General features: G+C 48.0%; 20 protein-coding genes and 2 tRNA genes. 14 read left to right on the top strand and 8 right to left on the bottom strand.

The annotated features are described in order from the left end of the window. The first annotated feature begins 98 nt into the window (after nt 1-98). Nucleotides 99-1,058 carry a siderophore ABC transporter substrate-binding protein gene (locus MON40_RS09885; protein WP_003766260.1) on the top strand — a complete coding sequence of 320 codons (960 nt, stop codon included), beginning with the start codon at nt 99-101 and terminating at the stop codon, nt 1,056-1,058. 259 nt (nt 1,059-1,317) lie between these two features. On the opposite strand, the gene cysI is transcribed toward MON40_RS09885, so the two are convergent. Next, a complete protein-coding gene (cysI, locus tag MON40_RS09880) occupies nt 1,318-3,072 on the bottom strand; it encodes an assimilatory sulfite reductase (NADPH) hemoprotein subunit (RefSeq protein ID WP_003766229.1) in 1,755 nt (584 codons plus the stop codon). A gap of 234 nt (nt 3,073-3,306) precedes the next feature. On the opposite strand from cysI, the gene hemA reads away from it, so the two are divergent. From hemA to MON40_RS09855, 5 genes are all read left to right on the top strand, one after another. After that, nucleotides 3,307-4,560, top strand: coding sequence for a glutamyl-tRNA reductase (hemA, locus tag MON40_RS09875; protein WP_003777421.1), 1,254 nt, complete (start codon nt 3,307-3,309; stop codon nt 4,558-4,560). Nucleotides 4,561-4,663: 103 nt separating this feature from the next. Beyond that, nucleotides 4,664-5,263 (top strand): Maf family protein, encoded by a 600-nt coding sequence (locus tag MON40_RS09870; RefSeq protein ID WP_003777423.1) that lies wholly within the window; start codon nt 4,664-4,666, stop codon nt 5,261-5,263. Between the two features lie 92 nt (nt 5,264-5,355). Continuing rightward, nucleotides 5,356-6,114, top strand: a complete 759-nt coding sequence (locus MON40_RS09865) for a tetratricopeptide repeat protein (protein WP_003777425.1) — start codon at nt 5,356-5,358, stop codon at nt 6,112-6,114. 303 nt (nt 6,115-6,417) lie between these two features. Further along, nucleotides 6,418-6,768: a helix-turn-helix domain-containing protein gene (locus MON40_RS09860; RefSeq protein ID WP_003756443.1), complete on the top strand. Its 351-nt coding sequence runs from the start codon at nt 6,418-6,420 to the stop codon at nt 6,766-6,768. Continuing rightward, nucleotides 6,672-7,568: an IS3 family transposase gene (locus MON40_RS09855; protein WP_242925896.1), complete on the top strand. Its 897-nt coding sequence runs from the start codon at nt 6,672-6,674 to the stop codon at nt 7,566-7,568. Before MON40_RS09860 ends, MON40_RS09855 begins: the two co-directional genes overlap by 97 nt. Before the next feature lie 94 nt (nt 7,569-7,662). Here MON40_RS09855 and MON40_RS09850 read toward each other — a convergent pair whose 3' ends face one another. Next, nucleotides 7,663-9,075 carry a 3'-5' exonuclease family protein gene (locus MON40_RS09850; protein WP_003777427.1) on the bottom strand — a complete coding sequence of 471 codons (1,413 nt, stop codon included), beginning with the start codon at nt 9,073-9,075 and terminating at the stop codon, nt 7,663-7,665. 118 nt (nt 9,076-9,193) lie between these two features. On the opposite strand from MON40_RS09850, the gene MON40_RS09845 reads away from it, so the two are divergent. The 3 genes from MON40_RS09845 to MON40_RS09835 all read left to right on the top strand — a co-directional run bounded on the left by MON40_RS09845 (nt 9,194) and on the right by MON40_RS09835 (nt 10,484). After that, nucleotides 9,194-9,270 (top strand) — tRNA-Arg (locus tag MON40_RS09845). 13 nt (nt 9,271-9,283) lie between these two features. Continuing rightward, nucleotides 9,284-9,358: transfer RNA gene (locus tag MON40_RS09840), tRNA-Glu, on the top strand. A 331-nt stretch (nt 9,359-9,689) separates the two neighbouring features. Then, entirely contained in the window at nt 9,690-10,484 is a 795-nt protein-coding gene (locus tag MON40_RS09835) for a Cof-type HAD-IIB family hydrolase (RefSeq protein ID WP_003777428.1), read from the top strand. A 346-nt stretch (nt 10,485-10,830) separates the two neighbouring features. Here MON40_RS09835 and rfbD read toward each other — a convergent pair whose 3' ends face one another. Further along, complete coding sequence (gene rfbD / locus MON40_RS09830; RefSeq protein ID WP_003777430.1) at nt 10,831-11,697, bottom strand: dTDP-4-dehydrorhamnose reductase; 867 nt, start codon at nt 11,695-11,697, stop codon at nt 10,831-10,833. Nucleotides 11,698-12,438: 741 nt separating this feature from the next. On the opposite strand from rfbD, the gene MON40_RS09825 reads away from it, so the two are divergent. The 3 genes from MON40_RS09825 to MON40_RS09815 all read left to right on the top strand — a co-directional run bounded on the left by MON40_RS09825 (nt 12,439) and on the right by MON40_RS09815 (nt 16,078). Then, nucleotides 12,439-13,026 (top strand): LemA family protein, encoded by a 588-nt coding sequence (locus MON40_RS09825; protein ID WP_242925895.1) that lies wholly within the window; start codon nt 12,439-12,441, stop codon nt 13,024-13,026. Nucleotides 13,027-13,613: 587 nt separating this feature from the next. Beyond that, nucleotides 13,614-15,050 (top strand): calcium-binding protein, encoded by a 1,437-nt coding sequence (locus MON40_RS09820; protein WP_242925894.1) that lies wholly within the window; start codon nt 13,614-13,616, stop codon nt 15,048-15,050. Between the two features lie 167 nt (nt 15,051-15,217). Then, nucleotides 15,218-16,078 carry a phosphoribosylaminoimidazolesuccinocarboxamide synthase gene (locus MON40_RS09815; protein ID WP_003761452.1) on the top strand — a complete coding sequence of 287 codons (861 nt, stop codon included), beginning with the start codon at nt 15,218-15,220 and terminating at the stop codon, nt 16,076-16,078. A gap of 1,013 nt (nt 16,079-17,091) precedes the next feature. On the opposite strand, the gene MON40_RS09810 is transcribed toward MON40_RS09815, so the two are convergent. Beyond that, nucleotides 17,092-17,939 (bottom strand): IS630 family transposase gene (locus MON40_RS09810; protein ID WP_242925893.1). Its coding sequence is split into 2 segments (ribosomal slippage): nt 17,092-17,624 and nt 17,624-17,939, totalling 849 coding nucleotides; the frame shifts between segments, so codons are not numbered across the junction. A 33-nt stretch (nt 17,940-17,972) separates the two neighbouring features. Between MON40_RS09810 and MON40_RS09805 the strand changes: the two genes are divergently transcribed. Together MON40_RS09805 and MON40_RS09800 are read left to right on the top strand one after the other, a co-directional pair. Continuing rightward, complete coding sequence (locus tag MON40_RS09805) at nt 17,973-18,329, top strand: helix-turn-helix domain-containing protein (RefSeq protein ID WP_242925892.1); 357 nt, start codon at nt 17,973-17,975, stop codon at nt 18,327-18,329. Then, nucleotides 18,233-19,129, top strand: a complete 897-nt coding sequence (locus tag MON40_RS09800; protein ID WP_242925875.1) for an IS3 family transposase — start codon at nt 18,233-18,235, stop codon at nt 19,127-19,129. Before MON40_RS09805 ends, MON40_RS09800 begins: the two co-directional genes overlap by 97 nt. Before the next feature lie 97 nt (nt 19,130-19,226). Here MON40_RS09800 and MON40_RS09795 read toward each other — a convergent pair whose 3' ends face one another. The 4 genes from MON40_RS09795 to MON40_RS09780 form a co-directional block, all read right to left on the bottom strand. Continuing rightward, nucleotides 19,227-21,452, bottom strand: a complete 2,226-nt coding sequence (locus MON40_RS09795) for an NADP-dependent isocitrate dehydrogenase (protein WP_003777443.1) — start codon at nt 21,450-21,452, stop codon at nt 19,227-19,229. A gap of 177 nt (nt 21,453-21,629) precedes the next feature. Next, nucleotides 21,630-22,289 (bottom strand): hypothetical protein, encoded by a 660-nt coding sequence (locus MON40_RS09790; RefSeq protein WP_003777445.1) that lies wholly within the window; start codon nt 22,287-22,289, stop codon nt 21,630-21,632. A 240-nt stretch (nt 22,290-22,529) separates the two neighbouring features. Then, nucleotides 22,530-23,297 carry an HNH endonuclease gene (locus MON40_RS09785; protein WP_242925891.1) on the bottom strand — a complete coding sequence of 256 codons (768 nt, stop codon included), beginning with the start codon at nt 23,295-23,297 and terminating at the stop codon, nt 22,530-22,532. A 252-nt stretch (nt 23,298-23,549) separates the two neighbouring features. Continuing rightward, nucleotides 23,550-24,767, bottom strand: a complete 1,218-nt coding sequence (locus MON40_RS09780; RefSeq protein ID WP_003761460.1) for an aspartate kinase — start codon at nt 24,765-24,767, stop codon at nt 23,550-23,552. Nucleotides 24,768-24,887: the final 120 nt, after the last annotated feature.

The following is a 24,887-nucleotide window of genomic DNA, read 5'->3' as shown; positions in this document are numbered from 1 at the left end:
GGTCGTCTGAACGTTCGGCTTTCTGATTGAAAGCCTTTAAATTTTCTTGTTCAAACGGCCTTTTCCATATTTTCGTTTTATATCTGCTTGGAGAATCCATGTTACGTCTGACTGCTTTAGCCGTATGCTGCGCCCTTGCTTTGGGTGCGTGTTCGCCGAAAGATTCCGCTTCAAACCAAAACGCCCAAACCGCTTCCGCAGCCCAAACCGAAGGCGCGGGTTTGACCGTCAAAACGACGCGCGGCGACGCGAAAGTGCCGCAAAATCCCGAACGTATCGCCGTTTACGATTTGGGTATGCTCGACACTTTAAACAAATTGGGCGTGAAAACCGGTCTGTCCATCGACAAAAACCTGCTGCCTTATTTGGACGAATATTTCAAAACGACAAAACCTGCCGGTACGCTGTTCGAGCCGGATTACGAGGCGCTCAACGCCTACAAACCGCAGCTCATCATTATCGGCAGCCGCGCAGCCAAAGCGTTTGACAAGTTGAACGCCATTGCGCCAACCATCGAAATGACCGCCGATACCGCCAACCTCAAAGACAGTGCCAAAGAGCGTATCGACGCGCTGGCGCAAATCTTCGGCAAACAGGCGGAAGCCGACAAGCTGAAGGCGGAAATCGACGCATCTTTTGAAGCCGCGAAAACTGCCGCGCAAGGTAAAGGCAAAGGTTTGGTGATTCTGGTCAACGGCGGGAAACTGTCCGCCTTCGGTCCGTCTTCACGACTGGGCGGCTGGCTGCACAAAGACATTGGCGTTCCGGCCGTTGACGAAGCCATCAAAGAAGGCAGCCACGGTCAGCCCGTCAGCTTCGAATACTTGAAAGAGAAAAATCCCGACTGGCTGTTTGTCCTTGACAGGGGCGCGGCCATCGGCGAAGAAGGACAGGCAGCGAAAGACGTGTTGAACAATCCGTTGGTCGCCGAAACAACCGCATGGAAAAAAGGACAAGTGGTTTACCTCGTTCCCGAAACCTACTTGGCAGCGGGCGGCGCGCAAGAATTGCTGAACGCGTCCAAACAGGTTACCGACGCATTTAAGGCTGCGAAATAAGTTAACAAGTTGGTTTAAACAATCAAAAGGTCGTCTGAAAACAAGCATTGCAGGTTTTCAGACGACCTTTTGATTTCCAACTTTGTTTCTTAGTGGATTAACTAAATCAGGACAAGGCGACGAAGCCGCAGACAGTACAGATAGTACGGAACCGATTCACTTGGTGCTTCAGCACCTTAGAGAATCGTTCTCTTTGAGCTAGGGCGAGGCAACGCCGTACTGGTTTAAAGTTAATCCACTATAATCTGCCAACAGGTTTTCAAGCCCAAAAATCGCGCGGCGGGTCGAGGACGGGTTTGACGATGCCGGTACGGACGGCAAAGTCGCCGAAACCTTCGTCGTCGAGGCGGTTTTGCGCCCAGTTGCCGACCCAGCCGTCCACGATTTCGAGGATTTCGGGTTCAGTAATGTTTTCTTTGAACAGGCGTGGGATGCGGGTACCTTCGCGGTTGCCGCCTGCATAGAGGTTGTAGCGGCCGACGGCTTTGCCGACCAAGCCGATTTCGGCGAGCATGGCGCGGCCGCAGCCGTTGGGGCAGCCGGTGACGCGCAGGACGATGTATTCGTCTTCCAGACCGTATTTGGCGAACATTTCGTCGATTTTGTCGGAGAACGACGGCAGGAAGCGTTCGGCTTCCGCCATCGCCAGCGGACAGGTCGGCAGGGCGACGCACGCCATCGAGTTTTCGCGCTGGATGGTGATGGATTTGCTGATTAAGCCGTGTTCTTTGGCGATTTTGTCTATGGTGTCTTTCAGCTCGGGCGGAACGTTGGCAACGACAAGGTTTTGGTTGGCGGTCAGACGGAAGTCGCCGGGGTGGATTTTGGCGATTTCGCGCACGCCGGTTTTCAACGGCCTGCCGGGGTAGTCGAGCAGGCGGCCGTTTTCGATAAACAGGGTCAGGTGCCAGTTGCCTTCGAGGCCTTTAACCCAGCCGATGTGGTCGCCGCGATGGGTGAAGGCGTAGGGGCGGATGGGTTCGAACTTGATGCCCATGCGCCGTTCGACTTCTTCTTTGAATACTTCGACGCCGACGCGCTGGAGTGTATAGCGGGTGCGGGCGGCTTTGCGATCGCTGCGGTTGCCCCAGTCGCGCTGGGTGCTGACGACGGCTTCGGCGGCGTTGAGGGTGTATTCGAGAGGGACGAAGCCGAATTCGTAGGAGGTGTTCGGGTAGGTTTTGGTGTTGCCGTGTTCGCTGGACAGCCCGCCGCCGACAAGGACGTTGAAGCCGACAAGTTTGCCGTTTTCTTCGATGGCGACGAAGCCTAAATCGTTAGAGTGGATGTCCACATCGTTATCAGGCGGGATGACGACGGCGGTTTTGAATTTGCGCGGCAGATAGGTTTTGCCGAGAATGGGCTCGACATCGTCGGCGATTTCTTTGTTGCGCGGCTCGGTCGGTTCGGTGGTGAACACTTTTTCGCCGTCCAGCCAGACATCGGCGTAAGCCATGGTTCGCGGCAGAAGGTGCATACTGATGCGTTTCGCCCATTCGTAGGCTTCTTGGTGTAGCGGGCTTTGGACGGGGTTGCTGGTGCAGAGTACGTTGCGGTTGACGTCGCTGGCGGTGGCGATGGAATCGAGGCCGAGTTTGTGCAGGGACTGGTGCGCCAGTTTCAAATCGGTTTTTAAAATGCCGTGGTATTGGAAGGTTTGGCGGTTGGTCAGGCGGATGGAGCCGTAAATGGTGTGGTCGCCGGCAAATTCGTCTATGCCCAGCCACTGCGCCGGTGTGATGATGCCGCCGGGCAAGCGGCAGCGCAACATCATGTTTTTTAAGGGTTCGAGTTTTTGATCGGTACGCTCGGCACGGATGTCGCGGTTGTCCTGCTCGTACATGCCGTGGAAACGGATGAGCTGGAAATTGTCGGCGGTAAAGCCGCCGGTAAAGTCGTCGGTCAAATCGTCTTTGATGGTACCGTGCAGATAGTCGCTGCGGTCTTTCAGGGCTTCGTTGCCGGAAAGCGGGGTGTCGGGCAGCTTGGCGCGCGGGTCGGCGGTGGTAGTCATAGGGTGCTCCTTATTCTCAGTTTGGAGCTACTTTAATCAGGTCGTCTGAAAATGGGAAAGAATGGTTTGTTCGATTTAAAGATGATTTCGTTATATGAATCTGATGTTTTCAGACGACCCTTGGTAATCTAAATTTTGCCAATCGCACTGTTTGTTTGGAAGCCAACACATTCATTTCAAAGTCAAGTTAAGCTATAATACCCGCCGACACATACCATCTCTCCCCCTTATCCCATGCAACTTACCGCCGTCGGACTCAACCACCAAACTGCGCCTTTGAGTATACGCGAGAAGCTGGCATTCACCGCAGCAAGCCTGCCCGAAGCCGTCCGCAACCTTGCTCGAAGCAAAGCAGCGAAGGAGGCAGTAATTCTATCGACCTGCAACCGCACCGAGCTTTACTGCGTCGGCGAAACCGAGCAAATCATCGAATGGCTGGCGCAATACCACAACCTGCCCGCCGAAGAAATCCGCCCCTATCTTTATACCTTGGACAACAACGAAACCATCCGCCACGCTTTCCGCGTCGCCTGCGGATTGGATTCTATGGTATTGGGCGAGCCGCAGATTTTGGGACAGATTAAAGATGCCGTGCGTGTCGCCCAAGAACAAGAAAGCATCAATACCAACCTCAACGCATTGTTTCAAAAAACGTTTGCCGTTGCCAAAGAAGTGCGTACCGACACTGCCGTCGGCGAGAATTCCGTTTCGATGGCTTCCGCATCCGTCAAGCTTGCCGAACAGATTTTTCCCGATATCGGCGATCTGAACGTTCTATTTATCGGCGCGGGCGAAATGATTGAATTGGTCGCCACCTATTTCGCCGCCAAAAATCCCAAACTCATTACTGTTGCCAACCGTACCCTGCCGCGCGCCCAAGAGTTGTGCGACAAACTCGGACTAAATGCCGAGCCTTGCCTGTTGACAGAGTTGCCCGACATTTTGCACGAATACGATGTCGTCGTTTCCTCTACCGCCAGCCAGCTCCCGTTGGTCGGCAAAGGCATGGTGGAACGCGCATTGCGCCTGCGTCTCAATATGCCCATGTTTCTGCTCGACCTTGCCGTTCCGCGCGATATCGAAGCCGAAGTGGGGGAACTGGGCGACGCTTATCTTTACACTGTTGATGACATGATGGGCATCGTCCAAAACGGCAAGGAGGCCCGCCAAAAAGCGGCTGCCGAAGCCGAAGCTATGGTGGAGAAAAAGGTCGGTGAGTTTGTCCGCCAACAACAAAGCCGCCAAAGCGTCCCCCTTATCCGCGCCCTGCGTGACGAAGGCGAACGCGCCCGCAGGCAGGTTTTGGAAAATGCGATGAAACAGCTTGCCAAAGGCGCATCGGCGGAAGAGGTATTGGAGCGGCTCTCCATCCAATTGACCAACAAACTCCTCCACTCTCCCACTCAAACCCTCAATAAGGCAGGCTCGGAAAACAGCAATCTGGTCGATGCCGTTGCCCAAATTTATCAATTGGATCAACACGATTAACGATTGGAAAGGTCGTCTGAAAATTTTCAGACGACCTTTCCGTATGCCTATTCGCCTTATCGATTAAATCCCCAAAATCCGTATCTCAAATATCTGAAAACTTATGCAGACACTTTATCTTGCCTCCGGCAGCCCGCGCCGCCGCGAAATCCTTGAAAACTTAGGCTACCAAATTCAACGCATTCCCGCCGATATCGATGAAACGCCGTTTCCTGACGAAAATGCCGCCGATTATGTTCAGCGTATGGCGAACGAAAAGAACGCAGCCGCCGTCGCCCAATGGTTTGAACAACATGATACGCCGCCCGAATTTCCCATTCTGACCGCCGATACCACCGTTGCCTATCAAAACCATATCCTCGGCAAACCCGAAACCCAAGAGCATGCCGCTACAATGCTTGGACAGCTGTCAGGGCAAACCCATCAAGTACTAACCGCCGTATGCGTGTATTGGCAAGGCGAAACGAGCAGCGTCTTGCAAACCAGCGATGTGCGTTTCAAAACCTTATCCCCTGACGAAATCCTTGCCTACATTCAAAGCGGCGAACCGATGGATAAAGCCGGTGCATACGGAATCCAAGGCTTGGGCGGCGTGTTTGTCGAGTATTTGCAAGGCAGCTTTACCGGCGTAATGGGGCTGCCCGTTTATGAAACCATCGGTTTACTGAAGCAATTTGATTTGTCTGTTCCGTCTTTTTTCTGAGGTTCGGAGCTGTTCAGTTGCAGTAAAAATCATCAATCTTCTTTGTTTGTCTTTATTGCTGTATCTGTGGATTTAGAAAGAGTAAAAAGAAAATGAAAAAAATCGGTTTGTATTTATTCATATTGTTATTTCCTGTGTCAGTAAGCGCCAATAATTACGAACCAATTGGAGATAAAAGGCAATCGATTGAAATAAATAATTTTTTTAGTGACGTAAAGAAGGAAAATATTACGTCTTATGAGGAGGGCGATTTTATTGTCGTTAGGGTTGATGATTTTGGCGGAAGGTTTTATGAAGAATATTACATAAAGAGGAATGGGAAGTTATTAATTTTAGATAAATTGAAAACGATTAGTCTGTATAAGGAAGATTTTGACGTTAAATCTTTAGAGTGCAGAAAAAATATCCATAAACCCATAAAAGATTATGATAGGCAGACTGTTTTAAAGATGCATGGTGAGAAATGTAGAACTTTTTATGCACTTGAAAATACATTGGACGATTTAGAAGAATATGTCAAAGACCACTCGGGTTTTGATATAGATAAAAGTAGAATGGATTGGTATCTTGGCAGATACCCGATTAATCAGAAAAATATTGCAACATATAATAATATTGCATTTTATCTTAATAATCAGGAGTATCATCAGTCTGCAATATATCTCTTACATAAGATTATTAAGACATCCCCAGATAGAACTGTTGCATACTTAAATATTGCAGATGCGTATTGGGATTCAAAAGATAAACGGAATGCGAAAATATTTTATAAAAAATACCTCTCCCAAATAAAGAAAACAGGGGAGAAAGCCTCCGTTCCTTCTCGGGTATCTAAAAGGATGGCTCAATAAATCTTATGACGGATTGAGGTTTTGTATAGTGGATTAAATTTAAACCAGTACGGCGTTGCCTCGCCTAGCTCAAAGAGAACGATTCTCTAAGGTGCTGAAGCACCAAGTGAATCGGTTCCGTACTATCTGTACTGTCTGCGGCTTCGTCGCCTTGTCCTGATTTAAATTTAATCCACTATATTTGAAAAGCTGTGATAAACCGTAGACTTGAATAATTCTCAGTAATGAAAAAGGTCGTCTGAAAACTGAACTGCACCCCAAAAGTTGGACATCCCCTCCAACTCACAAGGTGCAGTTTTTTTTATGAGCAAATATACATTACACTTCAAATACCAAGCCGTACTCCACTACCTGCATATACGCAGCCAACAACGTACCGCAGACCACTACGGCATTTCCCGAACCCACCTGAGACGATGGATACGCGCCTATCAAGAAGGCGGTATCGGCGCACTCGAACATCCCCAATCCAAAACCATGCCCCAACACCGCAAAAACCCCTTCATCGCAGATAAACCCGATCAAGAAAAAACACAGGCAGAGCTTATCGAAGAGTTGTGCTATATGCGCGCAGAGGTCGCCTACCTAAAGGAGTTAAAAGCCCTCAGCCAAAAACAGACCGAAAAGGACAAAGCCAAACCGTCCAAACACTGAGGGCGCAACACCCGCTCAAATACCTGCTGCACATCGCAAACCTGCCCAAAAGCAGCTTTTACTACCATCACCAAGACCGACCCGATCCCGACGCAGCCGACAAAGCCCTCCTTGTCGAAACCTACCGGCGGCATAAAGGACGCTACGGGCAAAGGCGCATTGCCGCCGCATTGGGTTGGAACCGCAAAAAAGTGGCGCGGTTGATGAAGCAGTTGGAACTGAAAGCCCTCATACGGGCGAAAAAAGCCTACCGCCATCCCGCCATGGGCGAAATATCGGAAAACCTCCTCAAACGCCTATTCAAAGCTGAAAAGCCCAACGAAAAATGGCTGACCGACGTTACCGAACTCAAAGGGAAGGACGGCAAACTGTACCTCTCGCCGATCTTGGACTTGTTCAACCGGGAAATCGTCGCCTACGCCATGAGCCGCAATGCCAACAGCGAAATGGTGAAGGAAATGCTCGAAAAAGCCGCCCCCCGTCTGACTGATAAAGGAACGATGCTTCATTCGGACCAAGGTGTGCTGTACCGTACGGCGGGGTATAGGGAATTGCTTGCGGAGCATTCCATGGTTCAAAGCATGTCGCGAAAGGCGAACTGTTGGGACAATGCGCCGATGGAAAGCTTCTTTGCGGTGTTAAAGACGGAGTGTTTCTATAACGCAGGTGAATTGACGGTAGATGAATTGATGAAGCAGATAGATGACTATATGGATTACTACAACCGGGAGCGTTGCAGTTTGAAATTGAAAAAGCTGAGTCCTGTCGCATACAGAACCCAGCTTGCACAGAGCGCCTGAATAGGCTTTTATGAGTGTCCAAGATTTGGGGGCCAGTTCAAACGCTAACTTGGTTTTCAGACGACCTCTTTGTTTGTCCACTTACGTCAATTACTCAAGCGATAACGCGGATATTTTGTCTGTCTCGTTTGAATTTAATTTTTAATATAGACGGCAGCAGGTTGTCGAAATACCAGTGTCCGTTCGGCAGTTCCAAAGCGCCTCCGGCGCAGCGCATGATGACGCTGCGGCCTGATAATTCGTCTGTTTCCGTGATTTCCACTTCATGCACTTTCCCCCAGTCGGCAACAGGCAGCTTGGATGCCATGGCATGAATTCGGGTATTTTGTTCTTCGATTCCGTCACCTTTATGGCATGTCCCATGGCACTTGCCGACAGCCTGCACGGGGCATAACGCTCCCTTTGCGTGACTGACTGGCAAAATGTTTAAGGCATCGGGACAGAAATTGTGTTCTTGCGCCCAGATGTTCAATGCGCGTTTTGCTGCTTTTTTGTGGATAAATAAGCCGTAAGGGCGGGTGGTGCTGCTGCCGTTGTCTAGCGGCACAATTCGTGCCTTCAGTACGCCATGTTCGTCGGGTATGAACTTAACAGTCATAAATGTTTTGGGATTCAATTGCTTGAGGGGAAATGGTGCAGATAACTCCCCTTGATATTCCTGCATAACCTGAGCTTTCAACCACAAGGCATGCAGGCTACCTACTGCGGGGATGAATTTCACATCTGCGGCATTTTGAATATAGTGCAAGCCTTCTTTGCTGTGGAGTAGGGCGGCGATTTCGCTATACGTTTTTTCATACGCCTCGACGGACAGCACTTTTCCTGAATGGTCAAACCAGACAAGTACGCCTACCGTATCGGGTAATGAATAGAGTTTTGCCGTCAAAGAATCGGATAGCTGCGTCGGCAGTATTTTTGGATTCATCAACGCACGGCAATGATTGTCCCATTCATCGGAGGTTTTCTCTTTCAGGCTGTGTTCCAAATAATCGGCAAGCGCCAAAACATCGGCCAATGCACGGTGACGATCGTCCGTTTGGATTCCCATCCTGCTGATAATACTGTCAAGATTGTGTTTATAAAATTGAGGGTACAGACGGCGGGACAGTTGGACGGTGCATAATGCCGGAGCGGCAAAATCGATGCCTGCCCGACAAAATTCATGACGCAGGAAGGTGTAGTCGAAACGGCTGTTGTGCGCCACAATCAAAGAGCCGCGCAGTAAAGGCAGTATGTCGGAGGCGATTTGGTCGAAAGCGGGAGCCTGCGCCACCATTTCGTTGGTAATGCCGGTCAGTTGGACGACAAATTCAGGAATCGGCTTCCCTGGGTTGATCAATTGTTCGTAATGTTCTACCCGGCCGTTTTCAAAGCGCAGAAAAGCAATTTCCGTCACTCTGTCTTGATACAGATTGCCGCCGGTAGATTCTAAATCAACGACCACAACAGGGCGGTTCAATCGGGTAAAAGCTTCCGATAATCTCAACCAGCGAGAAAGATGAAACATCCTAAATTCCTGAAAATTCACACAACAGGGCAGTATTCTACACTTTGCACATCGTTTATCCAAGAAAACCCTTGACAAGTCATATATGGGAAAATATAATCCAAATCTTTCTTTCAGCGCACCCGTAGCTCAGTTGGATAGAGTATCTGGCTACGAACCAGAGGGTCGGGCGTTCGAATCGCTCCGGGTGCGCCAATAGAAAATTTCTGCGCCCATCGTCTAGCGGTTAGGACATCGCCCTTTCACGGCGGTAACCGGGGTTCGATTCCCCGTGGGCGTGCCAGATTTTGACAAGCCCCTGATTTTTCAGGGGCTTGTCTTTTTTGTATCTCCGAAAAAGATAAAACTCTGGTTGCTTGTGGTCATGAATGTTTAAATATAGTGGATTAACTTTAAATCAGGACAAGGCGACGAAGCCGCAGACAGTACAGATAGTACGGAACCGATTCACTTGGTGCTTCAGCACCTTAGAGAATCGTTCTCTTTGAGCTAAGGCGAGGTAACACCGTACTGGTTTAAAGTTAATCCACTATATATCAGGCAGATATTCTTTTGATTAGGTTGACGGTACAATAGCCGAACTTTGAAATGATGAAACTTTTGTTTGCCTGCTTATGAAAAATCCGAAAATTATCTTCTTTGATATTGATGACACCCTCTATCGGAAATATACCGATACCCTGAGGCCTTCCGTTTATAAAGCAATGGCGGCGTTGAAAGAGAAAGGGATATTGACCGCGATTGCAACGGGTCGTCCTCCTGCGGCTATTCCGAAAAAAGTGCAGGAGCTGATCCGTGAAAGCGGAATCGATATGCTGGTGACCATTAATGGGCAATATACGTCGTTTCACGGGGAAGTATTGCAGGAATATCCGATGGATTCTGCGAATATGATGGAAATATGCGCGTCGTTGGACAATAAAAATATTGATTACGCCTTTGTGAATAACAATGAAATTGCGGTTTCCAGCCCTTCATCGCTTGTTAAAGATGCATTGGCGCATATTTTTCCCGATTTTTTGATGGATAAAGAATATTTTCATCGGGCAAAAGTGTATCAAATGCTGATCTTTGCGGATTCCAATCAAGAACGCGCCATTGAAGATGAAATTCAACAAAACGGATTTAAATTGGTTCGGTGGCATGAATGTGCCATGGATATGCTTCGTTCTGAAGGTTCTAAGGCAAGGGGAATTGCTCATGCCGTAGGTAAGCTGGGGATTGAAATGAAGGATGTTATGGCATTTGGCGACAGCTTCAACGACTTGGAAATGTTGTCTACTGTCGGATTTGGAGTGGCAATGGGGAATGGCGAGGCTGAGGCGAAGGCTGTGGCAAAATTTGTATGCCCGAGTGTGGACGAGGATGGGGTGTTGCGGGGATTACAGGAATTGGGTGTTATCGACTGAATACGTCGTCTGAAATTTCAGACGACCTTATGAGAAAGAGTTGATATAGTGGATTAACTTTAAACCAGTACGGCGTTGCCTCGCCTTAGCTCAAAGAGAACGATTCTCTAAGGTGCTGAAGCACCAAGTGAATCGGTTCCGTACTATCTGTACTGTCTGCGGCTTCGTCGCCTTGTCCTGATTTAAATTTAATCTACTATAGGTCGTCTGAAATTTCAGACGACCTTACGAGAAAGAGTTGGTAATGGTGATACGACATTTCTGTTCTGCTGCCAGTATATCCTGAGTAAAACAAAAGACCGCTTCGTTTTTGCGGTCTTTTGTTTTATCTGGCAGAGGGTGCTGATCAGTTATCCAGCTTGCCGATGATTTCATTTAACGCTTTTTGCCAATCGGATGCCTTGATGCCGCATTCGTTTTCTATTTTTTGGCAGTCCATAATGCTGTAAGCAGGACGCGGGGCGGGTAGGGGGTATTGGTCGGTCGTGATGGCGTTCAGTTGTGGAATTTTAAAATCAGGGTCTTGCTGTTGCGCTGCTTGGAAAATGGCTTGGGCAAATTCATACCATGTTACCGATTTATTGCCGCCGTAGTGATAAATACCCCGTGGGGCAACGGGTTGCTGCAGCAAAGTAATGATGGCTTGGGCAAGGTCGCCGGCATAAGTAGGACTGCCTGTTTGGTCATGAACAATGGAGAGATTGTCCCGTTCTCCGGCCAGTCTGATCATGGTTTTGACAAAGTTGTTGCCGTATTCGCTGAATAACCATGAGGTACGGATGATGACGCTGTCCGGATTGGCTGCCAAGGCGAGCAGTTCGCCTGAGACTTTAGTGCGCCCATACACGCTTTGCGGGTTGGTATAGTCTTGCTCTTTGTATGGGGTCTTGTTTGTGCCGTCGAACACATAGTCCGTAGAGATATGGATAAAGCGGGCTTGGCAGGCGCGGGCGGCAGAGGCGAGGTTGTGGACGGCGGTGGCATTGACGGCAAATGCGGTACTGACATGAGCCTCTGCTTTATCGACTGCGGTAAAGGCCGCTGCATTGACTATGGCGTCGGGTTGGAAGTTTTGAACCATATTGCGAACGGCTTCGGTATCTGTAATATCCAAGGATGTCGAATCGGTGGCAATCAATTCCCAATTTTCAGGCAGGCGGTCGCGAAAGCAACGCGCCAATTGTCCTTTTGAACCGGTTAACAGGGTTCGCATATGGTTTCTCCTCGTTTGAAAGTTTTAAAAAAGTATTGCCGGATTAAAAGGACGGCAATTGGAACGATTTGGGCAAGCATCCGAATTCATTATTCGGGAACGCTGAAACAGTACATTCAAAACAAAACAGATTGGAAGACGGTTGGGCAGATGTTTGACCCGCCAATAAGACCATTTTGTGAAATAACCCTTTTGCAAATTCATGCTGGGACATCTCAACTGCATCATCCCTGCGTAGAAATGAAGGCAGAAGATGCTTCCCATTTTCTATTTTCAGACGACCCCGCCTGTTTCCGAAAGAGATGGAAAGCGGATTTAAACCTGAAATCATGCTGATTTTTGCAAGAGGAATAATATAGTGGATTAACTTTAAATCAGGACAAGGCGACGAAGCCGCAGACAGTACAGATAGTACGGAACCGATTCACTTGGTGCTTCAGCACCTTAGAGAATCGTTCTCTTTGAGCTAAGGCGAGGCAACGCCGTACTGGTTTAAAGTTAATCCACTATAAAAATCCGATGCGGTAGGGAGTCTGCCAATGCCTGATATATTATAGTGCAAACTTCGCAGCGATACCGATTATCTGAAAATAATTTTGTTTGTTTGATTTTTATCCGGATAGGGAAAGCTTAGAGATATACTGTCCGATGGTTTTCAGACGACCTCTTATACAGATTGGGGTCGTCTGAAAAAATGAATACGGTATGGAATGTTGCGTATATTCACGGAGTATGTGGTTGATGTGGAAAAAATGGTGGCCGATAGTATTGGCAGTATTGGTAATAGGTATTGTCGGACGCAGCTATTATGTGATGCATGCTCAAGCACAGGATATCAAACATGCTTGGGTGGAAGTGATGAAGCAATACGGTCAGCGTTCGGCATTGGTGTCCGATTTATCGAATGTCGTTAAGACGTATGCCGGCCCTGAAGAGGATATTTTGTTCAAGTTGTCTGACATTCAAAGTCGGGCGGTCCGTATGAATCTGAATTTGGAGGAGGCTGCCAACCCGGCGAAATTGAAGCGTTTTCAGGAGGTTCAGGGAGAATTGAGCGGAATTTTGACACAAATGACGCTGATTTCAGACCATTATCCGCTTTTGGCGGAAAGCTTGGATTATCAGCGTCTGACTACGCGTCTTGAAGAGGCGGAAAACCGGATTAATCAAGCAAGGAATAACTATATTCAGGCTGTCCGCACCTATAACGCTACGTTGAGGCGTTTCCCGCAAAGTATGACCGCGAAACTTTTCGGGCAGTATGTAAGGGCAAATTTCAGTATTGAGAATGAACGTGAAATTTCCAATGCGCAACGGGTGCAATTTTGATACGGTTTTGCAGCCAATGGATTTGAGTGGTACCCAAAAGGGTCGTCTGAAAAACGTATTTTCAGACGACCCTTTTGTCATTTTGCAACGGATTATTGCCCGGTAATCAAGATTGATATAGTTCGGTGATTTATCTGTTTGTTTTGTAAGATGAAAATTAAAGTGTAAAAAAGTTTAAATTATATTCGTATGTCAAAATAAATGATAATGCAATAAAACCTTGATGGGTAAGGATGGGAGGGAGATTTTCAATTGAATGAGAAATGAGCGGGATTGAGTAAAAACTAGCAATTCTTAAAAAACTATTGAAATATATGAATAATATTTTTATGGCGTATTGTATTTTCATTTGGTTAAAATAATCATTATATTGCGTCATGATGAAAATAACAGGGTTGGTTTCCAATGTAATATTGTTCATTATCATGGAAAAATAAATTTCCATTTATCCAAAATTTTTACCGTTAGCGACGAGAATGTAAGTTTTCTGCGAAATATCACTAAAATAACAATGTAGGCAGTTTGGCTGGTCTGTATTTTTGTCAAAAGGCCTATGCTTCTTAATTATATTCTGGGAGTGATTTATTATGACTTATCATTATGGCGGCTACTCATCCAAAGGCCACTTCAACGCATATTGCCCTCCGGTCAAACCGTACAATCCTTACTGCCCACCGAGCCATGGCGGTTTCGGTTACAAAGGCGGTTTCCATAACTACGGCTCTTCACACGGCTTCAAAATGCCTCACGGCAAATTCGGTCATGGTGCCTACTGCCCTCCGCCGAAACCTGCGTACAAATGCATCATTATCGATTTCAACTGCAACCCGGGTAAACCTTATTACCCTAAACCGGCTCCAAAACCGGTTCCTCCGAAGCATGTTGATCCTTACTGCCCACCGGTTGAGCCAAAACCACAACCTCAACCCCACCCACAACCCCAACCTAAGCCGCAGCCACAACCTCAGCCGCAGCCTAAACCCCAACCGCAGCCTCAACCGCAGCCGCAACCTAAACCACAACCAAAACCGCAGCCTAAACCCAACGATAAAGACTGCAAAGATTGCGTTGACGATCAAAACCAACACAATACCTACGGACATGACGACAAAAATCCGGGTAACATCATCCGTGTTGACGAGTGCGACAAAGATCAAAACGGCGCAACCAAAACTGTGGGTACCGATAAGAAAGACACCATTTACGGTACAAGCGGCGAAGACGTGATTTATGGTGGCGACGGTGCCGACGTAATTTACGGCGGCGACGGTAACGACACCCTGCAAGGCGGTAACAACGGTGACTCCCTGTACGGTGAAGGCGGTAAAGACTACCTGCAAGGCGGTGAAGGCAACGACTACCTGAACGGTGGTGCCGACGCTGACATCATGCGTGGTGGTGACGGTAACGATGTTTACTTTGTTGACCACAAAGGCGACCAAGTTATCGAGTACGGTAATGCCAGCGGCGGTATCGATACCGTTCGCAGCGTAATCGACTACACCCTGACCGACAACGTTGAACACCTGTTCTTGCAAGGTTCCGGCAACCTCAACGGTACCGGTAACGCTCTGAACAACGACATCAACGGTAACTCCGGCAACAACCACCTGTACGGCTTGGCAGGCGATGACTGCCTGGTTGGTAAAGACGGTAACGACTACCTCGACGGCGGCATCGGCAACGATGTCCTGATCGGTGGTACCGGCGACGATACCTACTTCTTCGATAAAGGTTACGGTCGCGACACCATCCAAGACGAGAGCGGTAACGATACCCTGCAATTCGGCAAAGGTATTTCTGCTTCCGACGTGTTGTTGAGCAAAACAGGCAACAGCCTGACCGTATCTGTCGGCGGCGGTGACACTGTTACCATTGACGACTGGTTCTCCGGTAACAACCATAAGATCGAAAACTTCAAGTTTGCCGATGGCAGCACTTACGAAGTAACCGGTCATGGCGATTACTACTCTCTGTCAGCTGTAAACAGCATCCAACAACAAACCCAAGTTCCTAGCATCTAATCTCTGATTAGCTATACTTAGGATTGATAAGGTCGTCTGAAAGCGTCTGCATCCGTGCAAAACGTTTTCAGACGACCTATTTTGTAAACAATCTGACCCAAAAATCCAAATTCGGATAAAATAACGGAATCCTGTTTAAACCGAGTCAGCGAAGGGAGAAACCTGAAATGTCCGAAATCAGCTTGAAAAAGATTTACTCTGGAAAAGTGCGAGATTTATACGAAATCGACAGCAAGCGCATGTTGATGGTCGCATCCGACCGACTGTCTGCATTTGACGTGATTTTAGACAATCCGATTCCGGGTAAAGGAGAAATTCTGACGCAGATTTCCAATTTCTGGTTTCAAAAACTGGCGCATATCATGCCCAATCATTTTACCGGCGATACGGTTTATGACGTGTTGCCTGAACATGAAGCCAAAGCCATCGAGAAACGCGCGGTTGTCGCCAAAAAACTGACTCCTGTCAAAGTAGAGGCGATTGTGCGTGGTTATTTGGCGGGCAGCGGGTGGAAAGATTACCAAAAAAACGGTTCTGTCTGCGGCATCAAACTTCCCGAAGGGATGAAAGAAGCGCAGCAGCTTCCGGAAGTGATTTTTACCCCGTCCACCAAGGCTGCCGTCGGCGATCATGATGAAAACATCAGTTTTGAAGAATGCGAACGCATTATCGGTAAAGAGTTGGCGGCTGAAGTGCGCGCTAAAGCCATTCAGCTTTATACGGAAGCCGCAGAATATGCAAAATCACGCGGTATCATCATATGCGATACCAAATTTGAATTCGGGCTGGATGAAAACGGTACATTAACCCTGATGGATGAAGTGCTGACGCCCGATTCCAGCCGCTTTTGGCCGGCTGATCAATATCAAGTCGGCACTAATCCGCCGTCTTTTGACAAGCAATTTGTTCGGGATTGGTTGGAGCAAAGCGGTTGGAACAAAAAAGCTCCGGCACCGGACGTCCCTAGCGATGTTATTCAGAAAACAGTTGATAAATATCGGGAAGCATTAAATTTATTGACGGAATAATATAGTGGATTAAATTTAAATCAGGACAAGGCGACGAAGCCGCAGACAGTACAGATAGTACGGAACCGATTCACTTGGTGCTTCAGCACCTTAGAGAATCGTTCTCTTTGAGCTAAGGCGAGGTAACGCCGTACTGGTTTAAAGTTAATCCACTATATAAAGACGGACTGGCTGTGGCAAATCAGGTCAGTCCGTTTTTATTTTCCGATTAAAGAATAAAATCATAAATTTACAAAAATCCTCTGTTCATCAACGGATAAAGCATTTATGATGTCCTCCATAGCATCTCACAATAACTGTACTATATTTTATTTGAAAAAATAAATGGTATAGATAGGGCATCCGGTTTATAGAACCGGGAATAATCCAAATAATAGAAAAAGAAAGGAAATAATGATGCAACATCGTAGACGATTGGCTATCTTTCAAGCCGCAAAACGTGCTTCGTTCACTGGAAAACCAGTTGCACCGACTACACCGAAAGCACGTTAAGGAATAATGCTGAAATTCCTCACAATATCTAAGACCGCCCGTTTCTCGGACGGTCTTTAGTTTTTTGTACTGTTTCAAATGCGCCGCAATATCGTATGAGACGCACAGATAAATTAAAGGTAGGTCAGGGGGCGTCTAAGTTTAAAAAAGGATTTCTGAGCGGAGAATGCATGAAATAAATCAGCCTTGTCTTATCTCTGCGGTTCGTTGTTCCGACCCCTCGTCCTTATTCTTGTTTATTTGTTAAAGGCAAGTTGGTGCCTTGGAAGATTATAGTGGATTAACTTTAAACTAGGACGGCGTTACCTCGCCTTAGCTCAAAGAGAACGATTCTCTAAGGTGCTGAAGCACCAAGTGAATCGGTTCCGTACTATCTGTACTGTCTGCGGCTTCGTCGCCTTGTCCTGATTTAAATTTAATCCACTATAAAAAGGTCGTCTGAAAACCTTGAACTGCACCCCAAAAGTTGGACATCCCCTCCAACTCACAAGGTGCAGTTTTTTTTATGAGCAAATATATAGTCAATTAAAATCAAAATAGGACAGTAACGCATCGTCAAATCGGGCGTAATCAGACAATACGGTTCGCAGATACCGCTTAATATTCGCCCACACCTTCTCAATCGGGTTGAGCTCAGGTGAATAAGGTGCAAGAGGCAATACCTTATGTCCCCATTTTTCCGCCATTTCCCGTAAGACACCCATACGGTGAAATCGTGCATTATCTAAAATAATCACCGATTTTTGAGTCAATGCGAGCAGTAGGCATTGCTGAAACCACGCTTCAAAAAAGACTCCGGTCATCGTATTTTGATAAACCATCGGAGCAATCAGCCGGTTGCCGACTTGTGCGGACACCAGAGATAAGCGTCGGTATCTTTTTCCACTTATCTGCGCTTTCACTATTTGCCCTTTCGGGCTGCGGGCATAGGGACGGAACAGGTAGCAGTCAAATCCTGTTTCATCCAAATAAACGCGTTGGTAGTCGGAAAATTCGGCCAGCTGTGTCAAATAATGCGTTACTTTGGCCGGGTCTTGTTCTTTGTAAGTGGTGGTCTTTTTTTGCGCGTCATCCCCATCTGTTTGAGTGCATAGCAAACGGCGGCTGGCGTACAATCAAAATGTTTGGCGATTTCATGCAGATAGGCATCCGGGTGTTGCCCAACATATTGAGCCAGTTTTTGCCTATCCAATTTGACGGCATTTAGACCGGTAACTTGATGTTTTAGGCTGCCTGTTTGTTTTTTAAGGCGAATCCACAGGTAAAGCGTGTTTCTTGACAAGTTAAACGTTGCTGCGGTTTGGCTGATGTTTTTGCATTGTTCGTAATAGTTTAAAGCTTTGTTTCTTAAGTCCGCAGAGTATGCCATGGTTAGACCTTAAAAATTGAGTATTGTACCATTTTGTTTTTAATTGACTATACATTACACTTCAAATACCAAGCCGTACTCCACTACCTGCATATACGCAGCCAACAACGTACCGCAGACCACTACGGCATTTCCCGAACCCACCTGAGACGATGGATACGCGCCTATCAAGAAGGCGGTATCGGCGCACTCGAACATCCCCAATCCAAAACCATGCCCCAACACCGCAAAAACCCCTTCATCGCCGACAAACCCGACCAAGAAAAAACGCAGGCAGAGCTTATCGAAGAGTTGTGCTATATGCGCGCAGAGGTCGCCTACCTAAAGGAGTTAAAAGCCCTCAGCCAAAAACAGACCGAAAAGGACAAAGCCAAACCGTCCAAACACTGAGGGCGCAACACCCGCTCAAATACCTGCTGCACATCGCAAACCTGCCCAAAAGCAGCTTTTACTACCATCACCAAGACCGACCCGATCCCGACGCAGCCGACAAAGCACTCCTTGTCGAAACCTACCGGCGGCATAAAGGACGCTACGGACAAAGGCGCATTGCCGCCGCATTAGATTGGAACCGCAAAAAAGTGGCGCGGTTGATGAAGCAGTTGGAACTGAAAGCCCTCATACGGGCGAAAAAAGCCTACCGCCATCCCGCCATGGGCGAGATATCGGAGCACCTCCTCAAACGCCTATTCAAAGCTGAAAAGCCCAACGAAAAATGGCTGACCGACGTTACCGAACTCAAAGGAAAGGACGGCAAACTGTACCTCTCGCCAATCTTGGACTTGTTCAACCGCGAGATCGTCGCCTACGCCATGAGCCGCAGAGCCGACAGCGAAATGGTGAAGGAAATGCTCGAAAAAGCCGCCCCCCGTCTGACTGATAAAGGAACGATGCTTCATTCGGACCAAGGTGTGCTGTACCGTACGGCGGGGTATAGGGAATTGCTTGCGGAGCATTCCATGGTTCAAAGCATGTCGCGAAAGGCGAACTGTTGGGACAATGCGCCGATGGAAAGCTTCTTTGCGGTGTTGAAGACGGAGTGTTTCTATAACGCAGGTGAATTGACGGTAGATGAATTGATGAAGCAGATAGATGACTATATGGATTACTACAACCGGGAGCGTTGCAGTCTGAAATTGAAAAAGCTGAGTCCTGTCGCATACAGAACCCAGCTTGCACAGAGCGCCTGAATAGGCTTTTATGAGTGTCCAAGATTTGGGGGCCAGTTCACCTTTAAATACAGGTTTTCAGACGACCTTTCATGTTTACAGCTTTACCGTAATGCTTTTACAGCTTTGCCAATGCCTGATTGAACGTTTCGCTCGGGCGCATGGCTTGGGCGGCTTTTGCAGCGTCGGGGGCGTAGTAGCCGCCGATGTCGGCTGCTTTGCCTTGTGCGGCGGAAAGCTCGGCAACGATTTTCGCTTCGTCGGCGGTCAGGGTTTCCGCCAGCGGCGCAAACGCTGCTTTCAGTTCAGCGTCTTTATCCTGAGCTGCCAGTTCTTGCGCCCAGTAGAGGGTGAGGTAGAAATGGCTGCCGCGGTTGTCGAGTTCGCCTGCTTTGCGTTTGGGCGATTTGTCGTTCAACAGCAGTTTTTCGGTGGCGGCATCCAGCGTGTCGGCGAGGACTTGGGCTTTGGTGTTGCCGGTTTTTTGCGCCAGATGTTCAAACGATACGGCAAGTGCGAGGAACTCGCCTAAAGAGTCCCAGCGCAGGTGGTTTTCTTCGAGGAACTGTTGGACGTGTTTCGGTGCGGAGCCGCCCGCGCCGGTTTCAAACATACCGCCGCCGTTCATCAACGGAACGATAGACAGCATTTTCGCGCTGGTGCCGAGTTCCAAAATCGGGAACAGGTCGGTCAGATAATCGCGCAGGACGTTACCGGTTACGGAAATGGTGTCTTCGCCGTTTTTCAGACGACCCAGGCTGAACTTGGCGGCTTCTTCGGGAGCGAGGACACGGATGTCGAGACCGTCGGTATCCAGTTCGGCAAGGTAGGCGTTGACTTTGGCGAGCAGGCTTTTATCGTGCGGACGGTTTTCGTCGAGCCAGAACACGGCGGGCGTGTTGCTCAGGCGGGCGCGGTTGACGGCGAGTTGTACCCAGTCTTTGACGGGCGCGTCTTTGGTTTGGCACATACGCCAGATGTCGCCTGCCTCAACTTCGTGCTGCATTAGGACTTTGCCCGCCGCATCAATGACTTGAACTTGGCCGTCGGCTTCGATTTCGAAGGTTTTATTGTGCGAACCGTATTCTTCGGCTGCCTGCGCCATCAGGCCGACGTTGGGCACGGTACCCATGGTCGTCGGATCGAACGCACCGTGTTCGCGGCAGAAGTCGATGGTTGCCTGATAAACGCCTGCATAGCTGCTGTCGGGAATCACGGCTTTGGTGTCTTGCGCTTTGCCGTCTTTGTCCCACATACGGCCGGAATTGCGGATCATCGCGGGCATGGAAGCATCGACGATGACGTCGCTGGGGACGTGCAGGTTGGTGATGCCTTTGTCGGAATCGACCATCGCCAAATCGGGGTTGGCAGCGTAAACGGCAGCGATTTCGGCTTCGACGGCAGCGCGGGTGTCCGCATCCAGTTTGTCCAGATTGGCAAGCAAGTTGCCGAAGCCGTTATTGACGTTGACGCCTGCAGCAGCCAGTTTGTCGCCGAATTTTTCAAAAACAGGCGCAAAGAACACTTTGACGGCGTGTCCGAAGATAATCGGGTCGGACACTTTCATCATGGTGGCTTTCATGTGCAGCGAGAACAATACGCCTTTTGCTTTTGCGTCTTTCACTTGTTCGGCAAGGAAGGCGAGCAGGGCTTTTTTGCTCATCACGGTCGCGTCGATGATTTCGCCGGCTTTCAGGGCAACGGGCTCGCGCAGCTCTTTTTTGTTGCCTTGTTTGTCGGTGAACACGATGGATACGGAAGTCGCATCGGGTACGGTAACGGATTGTTCGTTATGGAAAAAGTCGCCGCTTTGCATGGTGGCAACGTGGGTTTTGGAGTCTTTGGTCCATGCGCCCATGCTGTGCGGATTTTTTTTGGCAAAGTTTTTCACCGCTTTCGGCGCGCGGCGGTCGGAGTTGCCTTCGCGTAAAACGGGATTGACCGCGCTGCCTTTGATGCGGTCGTAACGTTCGCGCACGGCTTTTTCTTCATCGGTTTGCGGGTCGGCGGGGTAATCGGGGACGGCAAAGCCTTTTGCCTGCAATTCTTTAATTGCGGCGGTCAGTTGCGGTACGGACGCGCTGATGTTCGGCAGTTTGATCACGTTGGCATCGGGCTGTTTCACCAGTTCGCCCAACTCGGCAAGCGCGTCGGGTACGCGCTGCGCTTCGGTCAGATATTCGGGGAACGCCGCCAGAATGCGGCCGGACAGGGAAATATCGCTGGTTTTGACTTCGATACCGGCATGGCGGGTAAACGCCTGCACAATCGGCAGCAGGGATTGGGTCGCCAGCGCGGGGGCTTCGTCGGTATGGGTGTAGATAATGGTGGCTTTGCTAGTCATGGGATATTCTCTTGTAGGTTAGGTTTTTCTTTTCGAATGCGGCGCAAAAGCGCGCTGCGTGGCTATTATGGCATATTTCGGCAGGCTTGGGATATGGTTTTAATATGTTATCAATCAGTTTGCAAAAAGGTCGTCTGAAACGGCTTCGGTAGCGTTTTCAGACGACCTTTGGGGGGATTATAGGGAATATTTTTTCTTTAATGCACGGACGGCTTTCAATATTTCTGCATTGCTTTTCTTAACTCCTTCTTGAGCTTTATTTCGTTTTTCTAGAAAAGCCATTACATCCAATCGGTTTATTTCAGGGTCTCTTTCTCCTTCAGCCATCAAGGTTTTTTGATGTTTTATCAAATATTCCAAAACATGACTTGCCAATATATTGATTTCGACCCTCCGGTTGACCACTGCTTTAATTTCAGGATCGCGGAAATCAGCATCCAAAAATCTTCTGGTAACTTTTTTCCACTCATCAGCCAGCTTTTTTGCAGCTTCAAAAAATTCTGGAGAATGTGTCGAATTTTCTCCGGCCCGGTTAAATTCATCTTGTGCCGTCATCAATTCCGAATGAGACTGTAAAACGATTTCGAAAAATTTAACCAAATCCGCCCGTCCGTATGGCGATTTCACATTTGAAATAGGGATTGGCTCCAGAAGTTTCGGGTTAGGATCGGGGAAGTCGTTAATCATTTTGGCATAATCAGCAGGTGGCATGACCTTGCCTTTGGAAGACTGCACCGCGACGCGTTTTCCTGCAACGGGTTTGGCAGCGGCACTTACGCTGACAGTCAATGCGGATGCGGTCAGCAACACTGAAACGAAGCGGATGAAAGCAGTCATAAAGCTCCTTAAATATTGCGTTGATAATCTGTTAGTCCGACGGTGGTAAAAAAGGTTTCTTATTTTCAGACGACCTTCGGGCAAACCTGACTGCCGGACATAGATATAAAAACTTAAAGAAGAAATGCTTTAGAAACAGCTAAGAAAATATTATCGGATATAGATTTCAACCTACGGTTTTCTCATAAAAAAGGTCGTCTGAAACTTTTTTGTGTTTCAGACGACCTTAGGTTTAAACTCTTAATTATGTATATAAATATAATCTCGGTGATATTTCAGATAGTACTTCGTTTTTTCAGGAAGCTCTGTGAGTTTTATATCAATGTCAATGTTAAATGCATTTCTATCTTTTTCTCCCAATTGAGGGCTGATTAAAATTTTTCCTTCGTCATCAAAACTGATATAACCGTTATCAAAAAGTGCATCAATATGCGGTGCAAACATGAAACCATTATGGCCATCCAAACGCTCTTCATTATTGCTTTTACACCAAGGTTTAATATGGCTAGCCACCAGTAACCTCATATTCTCTACACCTGATACAGGACATTTGGGACACCATGCTGATACCTCATTCCGAAAGCGCCCCTGTCCTTTGCGTGCAAGGATTTGTACTTCGGCAGTTGTTTCTTCAATTTCCTTCTTTTTTCTTTTTTTATTAATGACTGCCAAATCATTTAAGAGAGATTCTATTTGTTTTACATTGTCACCGTGTTTTATAGGATCGTACATTTCAAAAATACCACGATCGACTAGGTAGAGAAAATCAGGTTTACTATTTGAATAATGCTTGGAAGAATTCGAATTGACGCACATACTGTGTAAGTTTGAACCAGTATTGTCTTTATATGGAGTATTCAAGCCTTGGAGATTTTTCAAATATTCATCTAATTCCTTAGCCGTAAATTGTTTTTTACCTTCTGATGCCCATTTTTTAATTATAAATCGGGTAATGGATTTTGCACCTGTCAAAATTTCTTTGCCTGTATCGTATTGGTATTTATCCATGACATTTTTTCCCTAAAATATTAAATAAAATTAGTAGATACACCAAATAATACCATTGTGCGTCTTACTTGGGTTGTCTAAAAACTAATTTTGACTAAGATATTTTCAAACAATCAGAATATTATCTAATTTATCTAAAATGCTAATCAGCCTTGAAACTAAAAATATCGAATTTAAAAATCAATTTGTTTTTCTATAAAAAAGGTCGTCTGAAAATAAAATTTCAGACGACCTTTCAAGCATATAACCTGATTAACCCAAATCAAACGCTTTATGCAGGACGCGGGTGGCGAGTTCCATGTACTTCTCGTCAATCAAGACGGAAACTTTGATTTCTGAAGTGGAAATCATTTGGATGTTGATGCCTTCTTCGGCGAGGGTGCGGAAGATTTTGGCGGCAACGCCGACGTGCGAACGCATACCCAAGCCGACTGCGGAGACTTTGCACACGGTGTCGTCGCCGTCGATGGCGGCTGCACCGATGCTGTCTTGCAGCTTGGTCAGGATTTCGATGGTTTGTTTGTACTCGCCGCGTGGTACGGTGAAGGAGAAATCGGTAGTGCCTTCGCTGCCGACATTTTGGATGATCATGTCGACTTCGATGTTGGCATCGGCAACCGCGCCTAAAATCTGATAGGCGACGCCGGGTTTGTCGGGTACGCCGCGCACGTTGATGCGGGCTTGGTTTTTATCGAATGCGATACCGGTTACGGCAGCTCTTTCCATGTTGTCGTCCTCTTCAAAGGTAATTAAGGTGCCGTTGCCGCCGTCTTGCAGGCTGCTCAGTACGCGCAGGCGCACTTTGTATTTTCCGGCGAATTCTACTGAACGGATTTGCAAAACTTTCGAACCGAGGCTTGCCAGTTCGATCATTTCTTCAAATGTAACCGTATCCATGCGGCGCGCTTCAGGCACGACGCGGGGGTCGGTGGTGTAAACGCCGTCTACGTCGGTATAGATTTGGCATTCGTCCGCTTTGAGGGCCGCGGCGAGCGCAACGGCGGAGGTGTCGGAACCGCCGCGTCCGAGCGTGGAAATATCGCCTTCGCTGCTGATGCCTTGGAAGCCGGCGACGATGACGACTTTGCCCTCGGCGAGGTCGGCGCGCATTTTTTCGTCATCGATGCTTTCGATGCGGGCTTTGGTGTGGGAAGTATCGGTTTTGAGGGCGACCTGCCAGCCGGTGTAGCTTTTGGCATCCACGCCGATGTCTTTCAATGCCATTGCCAAAAGGCCGATGGTCACTTGCTCGCCGGTGGACAAGACTACGTCCAGCTCGCGCGGATCGGGATGCTCCTGCATTTCGTGCGCCAGCGCAACCAGGCGGTTGGTTTCGCCGCTCATGGCGGATACGACGACAACGATGTCGTGTCCTTCGGCGCGGGCTTTGGCGACACGTTTGGCTACGTTTTTAATGCGTTCGGGCGAGCCTACTGATGTGCCGCCGTATTTATGTACGATTAACGCCATGTTTCGTGCTTTCTTGAGGGGAGTTGGTCGGGCAGTATGGTCTGCTGGAAAAGGGCTTATTATTACTATTTTTTACATGAAATTCAAGGCTGGGACGGGAATAATCGAATTTTCTACCGT

Origin of the sequence: Neisseria macacae ATCC 33926 (genome assembly GCF_022749495.1) — a bacterium.
GTDB classification, from domain to species: domain Bacteria; phylum Pseudomonadota; class Gammaproteobacteria; order Burkholderiales; family Neisseriaceae; genus Neisseria; species Neisseria macacae.
Note: the sequence above shows the minus strand (reverse complement) of the source record. Positions and strands in the feature narration are given on the sequence as shown.

Excerpts from the sequence above, each read along its gene's own strand:
- cysI (WP_003766229.1), bottom strand. The coding sequence starts at position 3,072 with ATGACTACCACCGCCGACCCGCGCGCCAAGCTGCCCGACACCCCGCTT.
- MON40_RS09780 (WP_003761460.1), bottom strand. The coding sequence starts at position 24,767 with ATGGCGTTAATCGTACATAAATACGGCGGCACATCAGTAGGCTCGCCC.
- MON40_RS09865 (WP_003777425.1), top strand. The coding sequence starts at position 5,356 with ATGAAAAAAATCGGTTTGTATTTATTCATATTGTTATTTCCTGTGTCA.
- MON40_RS09860 (WP_003756443.1), top strand. The coding sequence starts at position 6,418 with ATGAGCAAATATACATTACACTTCAAATACCAAGCCGTACTCCACTAC.
- MON40_RS09790 (WP_003777445.1), bottom strand. The coding sequence starts at position 22,289 with ATGACTGCTTTCATCCGCTTCGTTTCAGTGTTGCTGACCGCATCCGCA.
- MON40_RS09835 (WP_003777428.1), top strand. The coding sequence starts at position 9,690 with ATGAAAAATCCGAAAATTATCTTCTTTGATATTGATGACACCCTCTAT.
- MON40_RS09795 (WP_003777443.1), bottom strand. The coding sequence starts at position 21,452 with ATGACTAGCAAAGCCACCATTATCTACACCCATACCGACGAAGCCCCC.
- rfbD (WP_003777430.1), bottom strand. The coding sequence starts at position 11,697 with ATGCGAACCCTGTTAACCGGTTCAAAAGGACAATTGGCGCGTTGCTTT.
- hemA (WP_003777421.1), top strand. The coding sequence starts at position 3,307 with ATGCAACTTACCGCCGTCGGACTCAACCACCAAACTGCGCCTTTGAGT.
- MON40_RS09850 (WP_003777427.1), bottom strand. The coding sequence starts at position 9,075 with ATGTTTCATCTTTCTCGCTGGTTGAGATTATCGGAAGCTTTTACCCGA.
- MON40_RS09825 (WP_242925895.1), top strand. The coding sequence starts at position 12,439 with ATGTGGAAAAAATGGTGGCCGATAGTATTGGCAGTATTGGTAATAGGT.
- MON40_RS09815 (WP_003761452.1), top strand. The coding sequence starts at position 15,218 with ATGTCCGAAATCAGCTTGAAAAAGATTTACTCTGGAAAAGTGCGAGAT.
- MON40_RS09885 (WP_003766260.1), top strand. The coding sequence starts at position 99 with ATGTTACGTCTGACTGCTTTAGCCGTATGCTGCGCCCTTGCTTTGGGT.
- MON40_RS09785 (WP_242925891.1), bottom strand. The coding sequence starts at position 23,297 with ATGGATAAATACCAATACGATACAGGCAAAGAAATTTTGACAGGTGCA.
- MON40_RS09870 (WP_003777423.1), top strand. The coding sequence starts at position 4,664 with ATGCAGACACTTTATCTTGCCTCCGGCAGCCCGCGCCGCCGCGAAATC.
- MON40_RS09820 (WP_242925894.1), top strand. The coding sequence starts at position 13,614 with ATGACTTATCATTATGGCGGCTACTCATCCAAAGGCCACTTCAACGCA.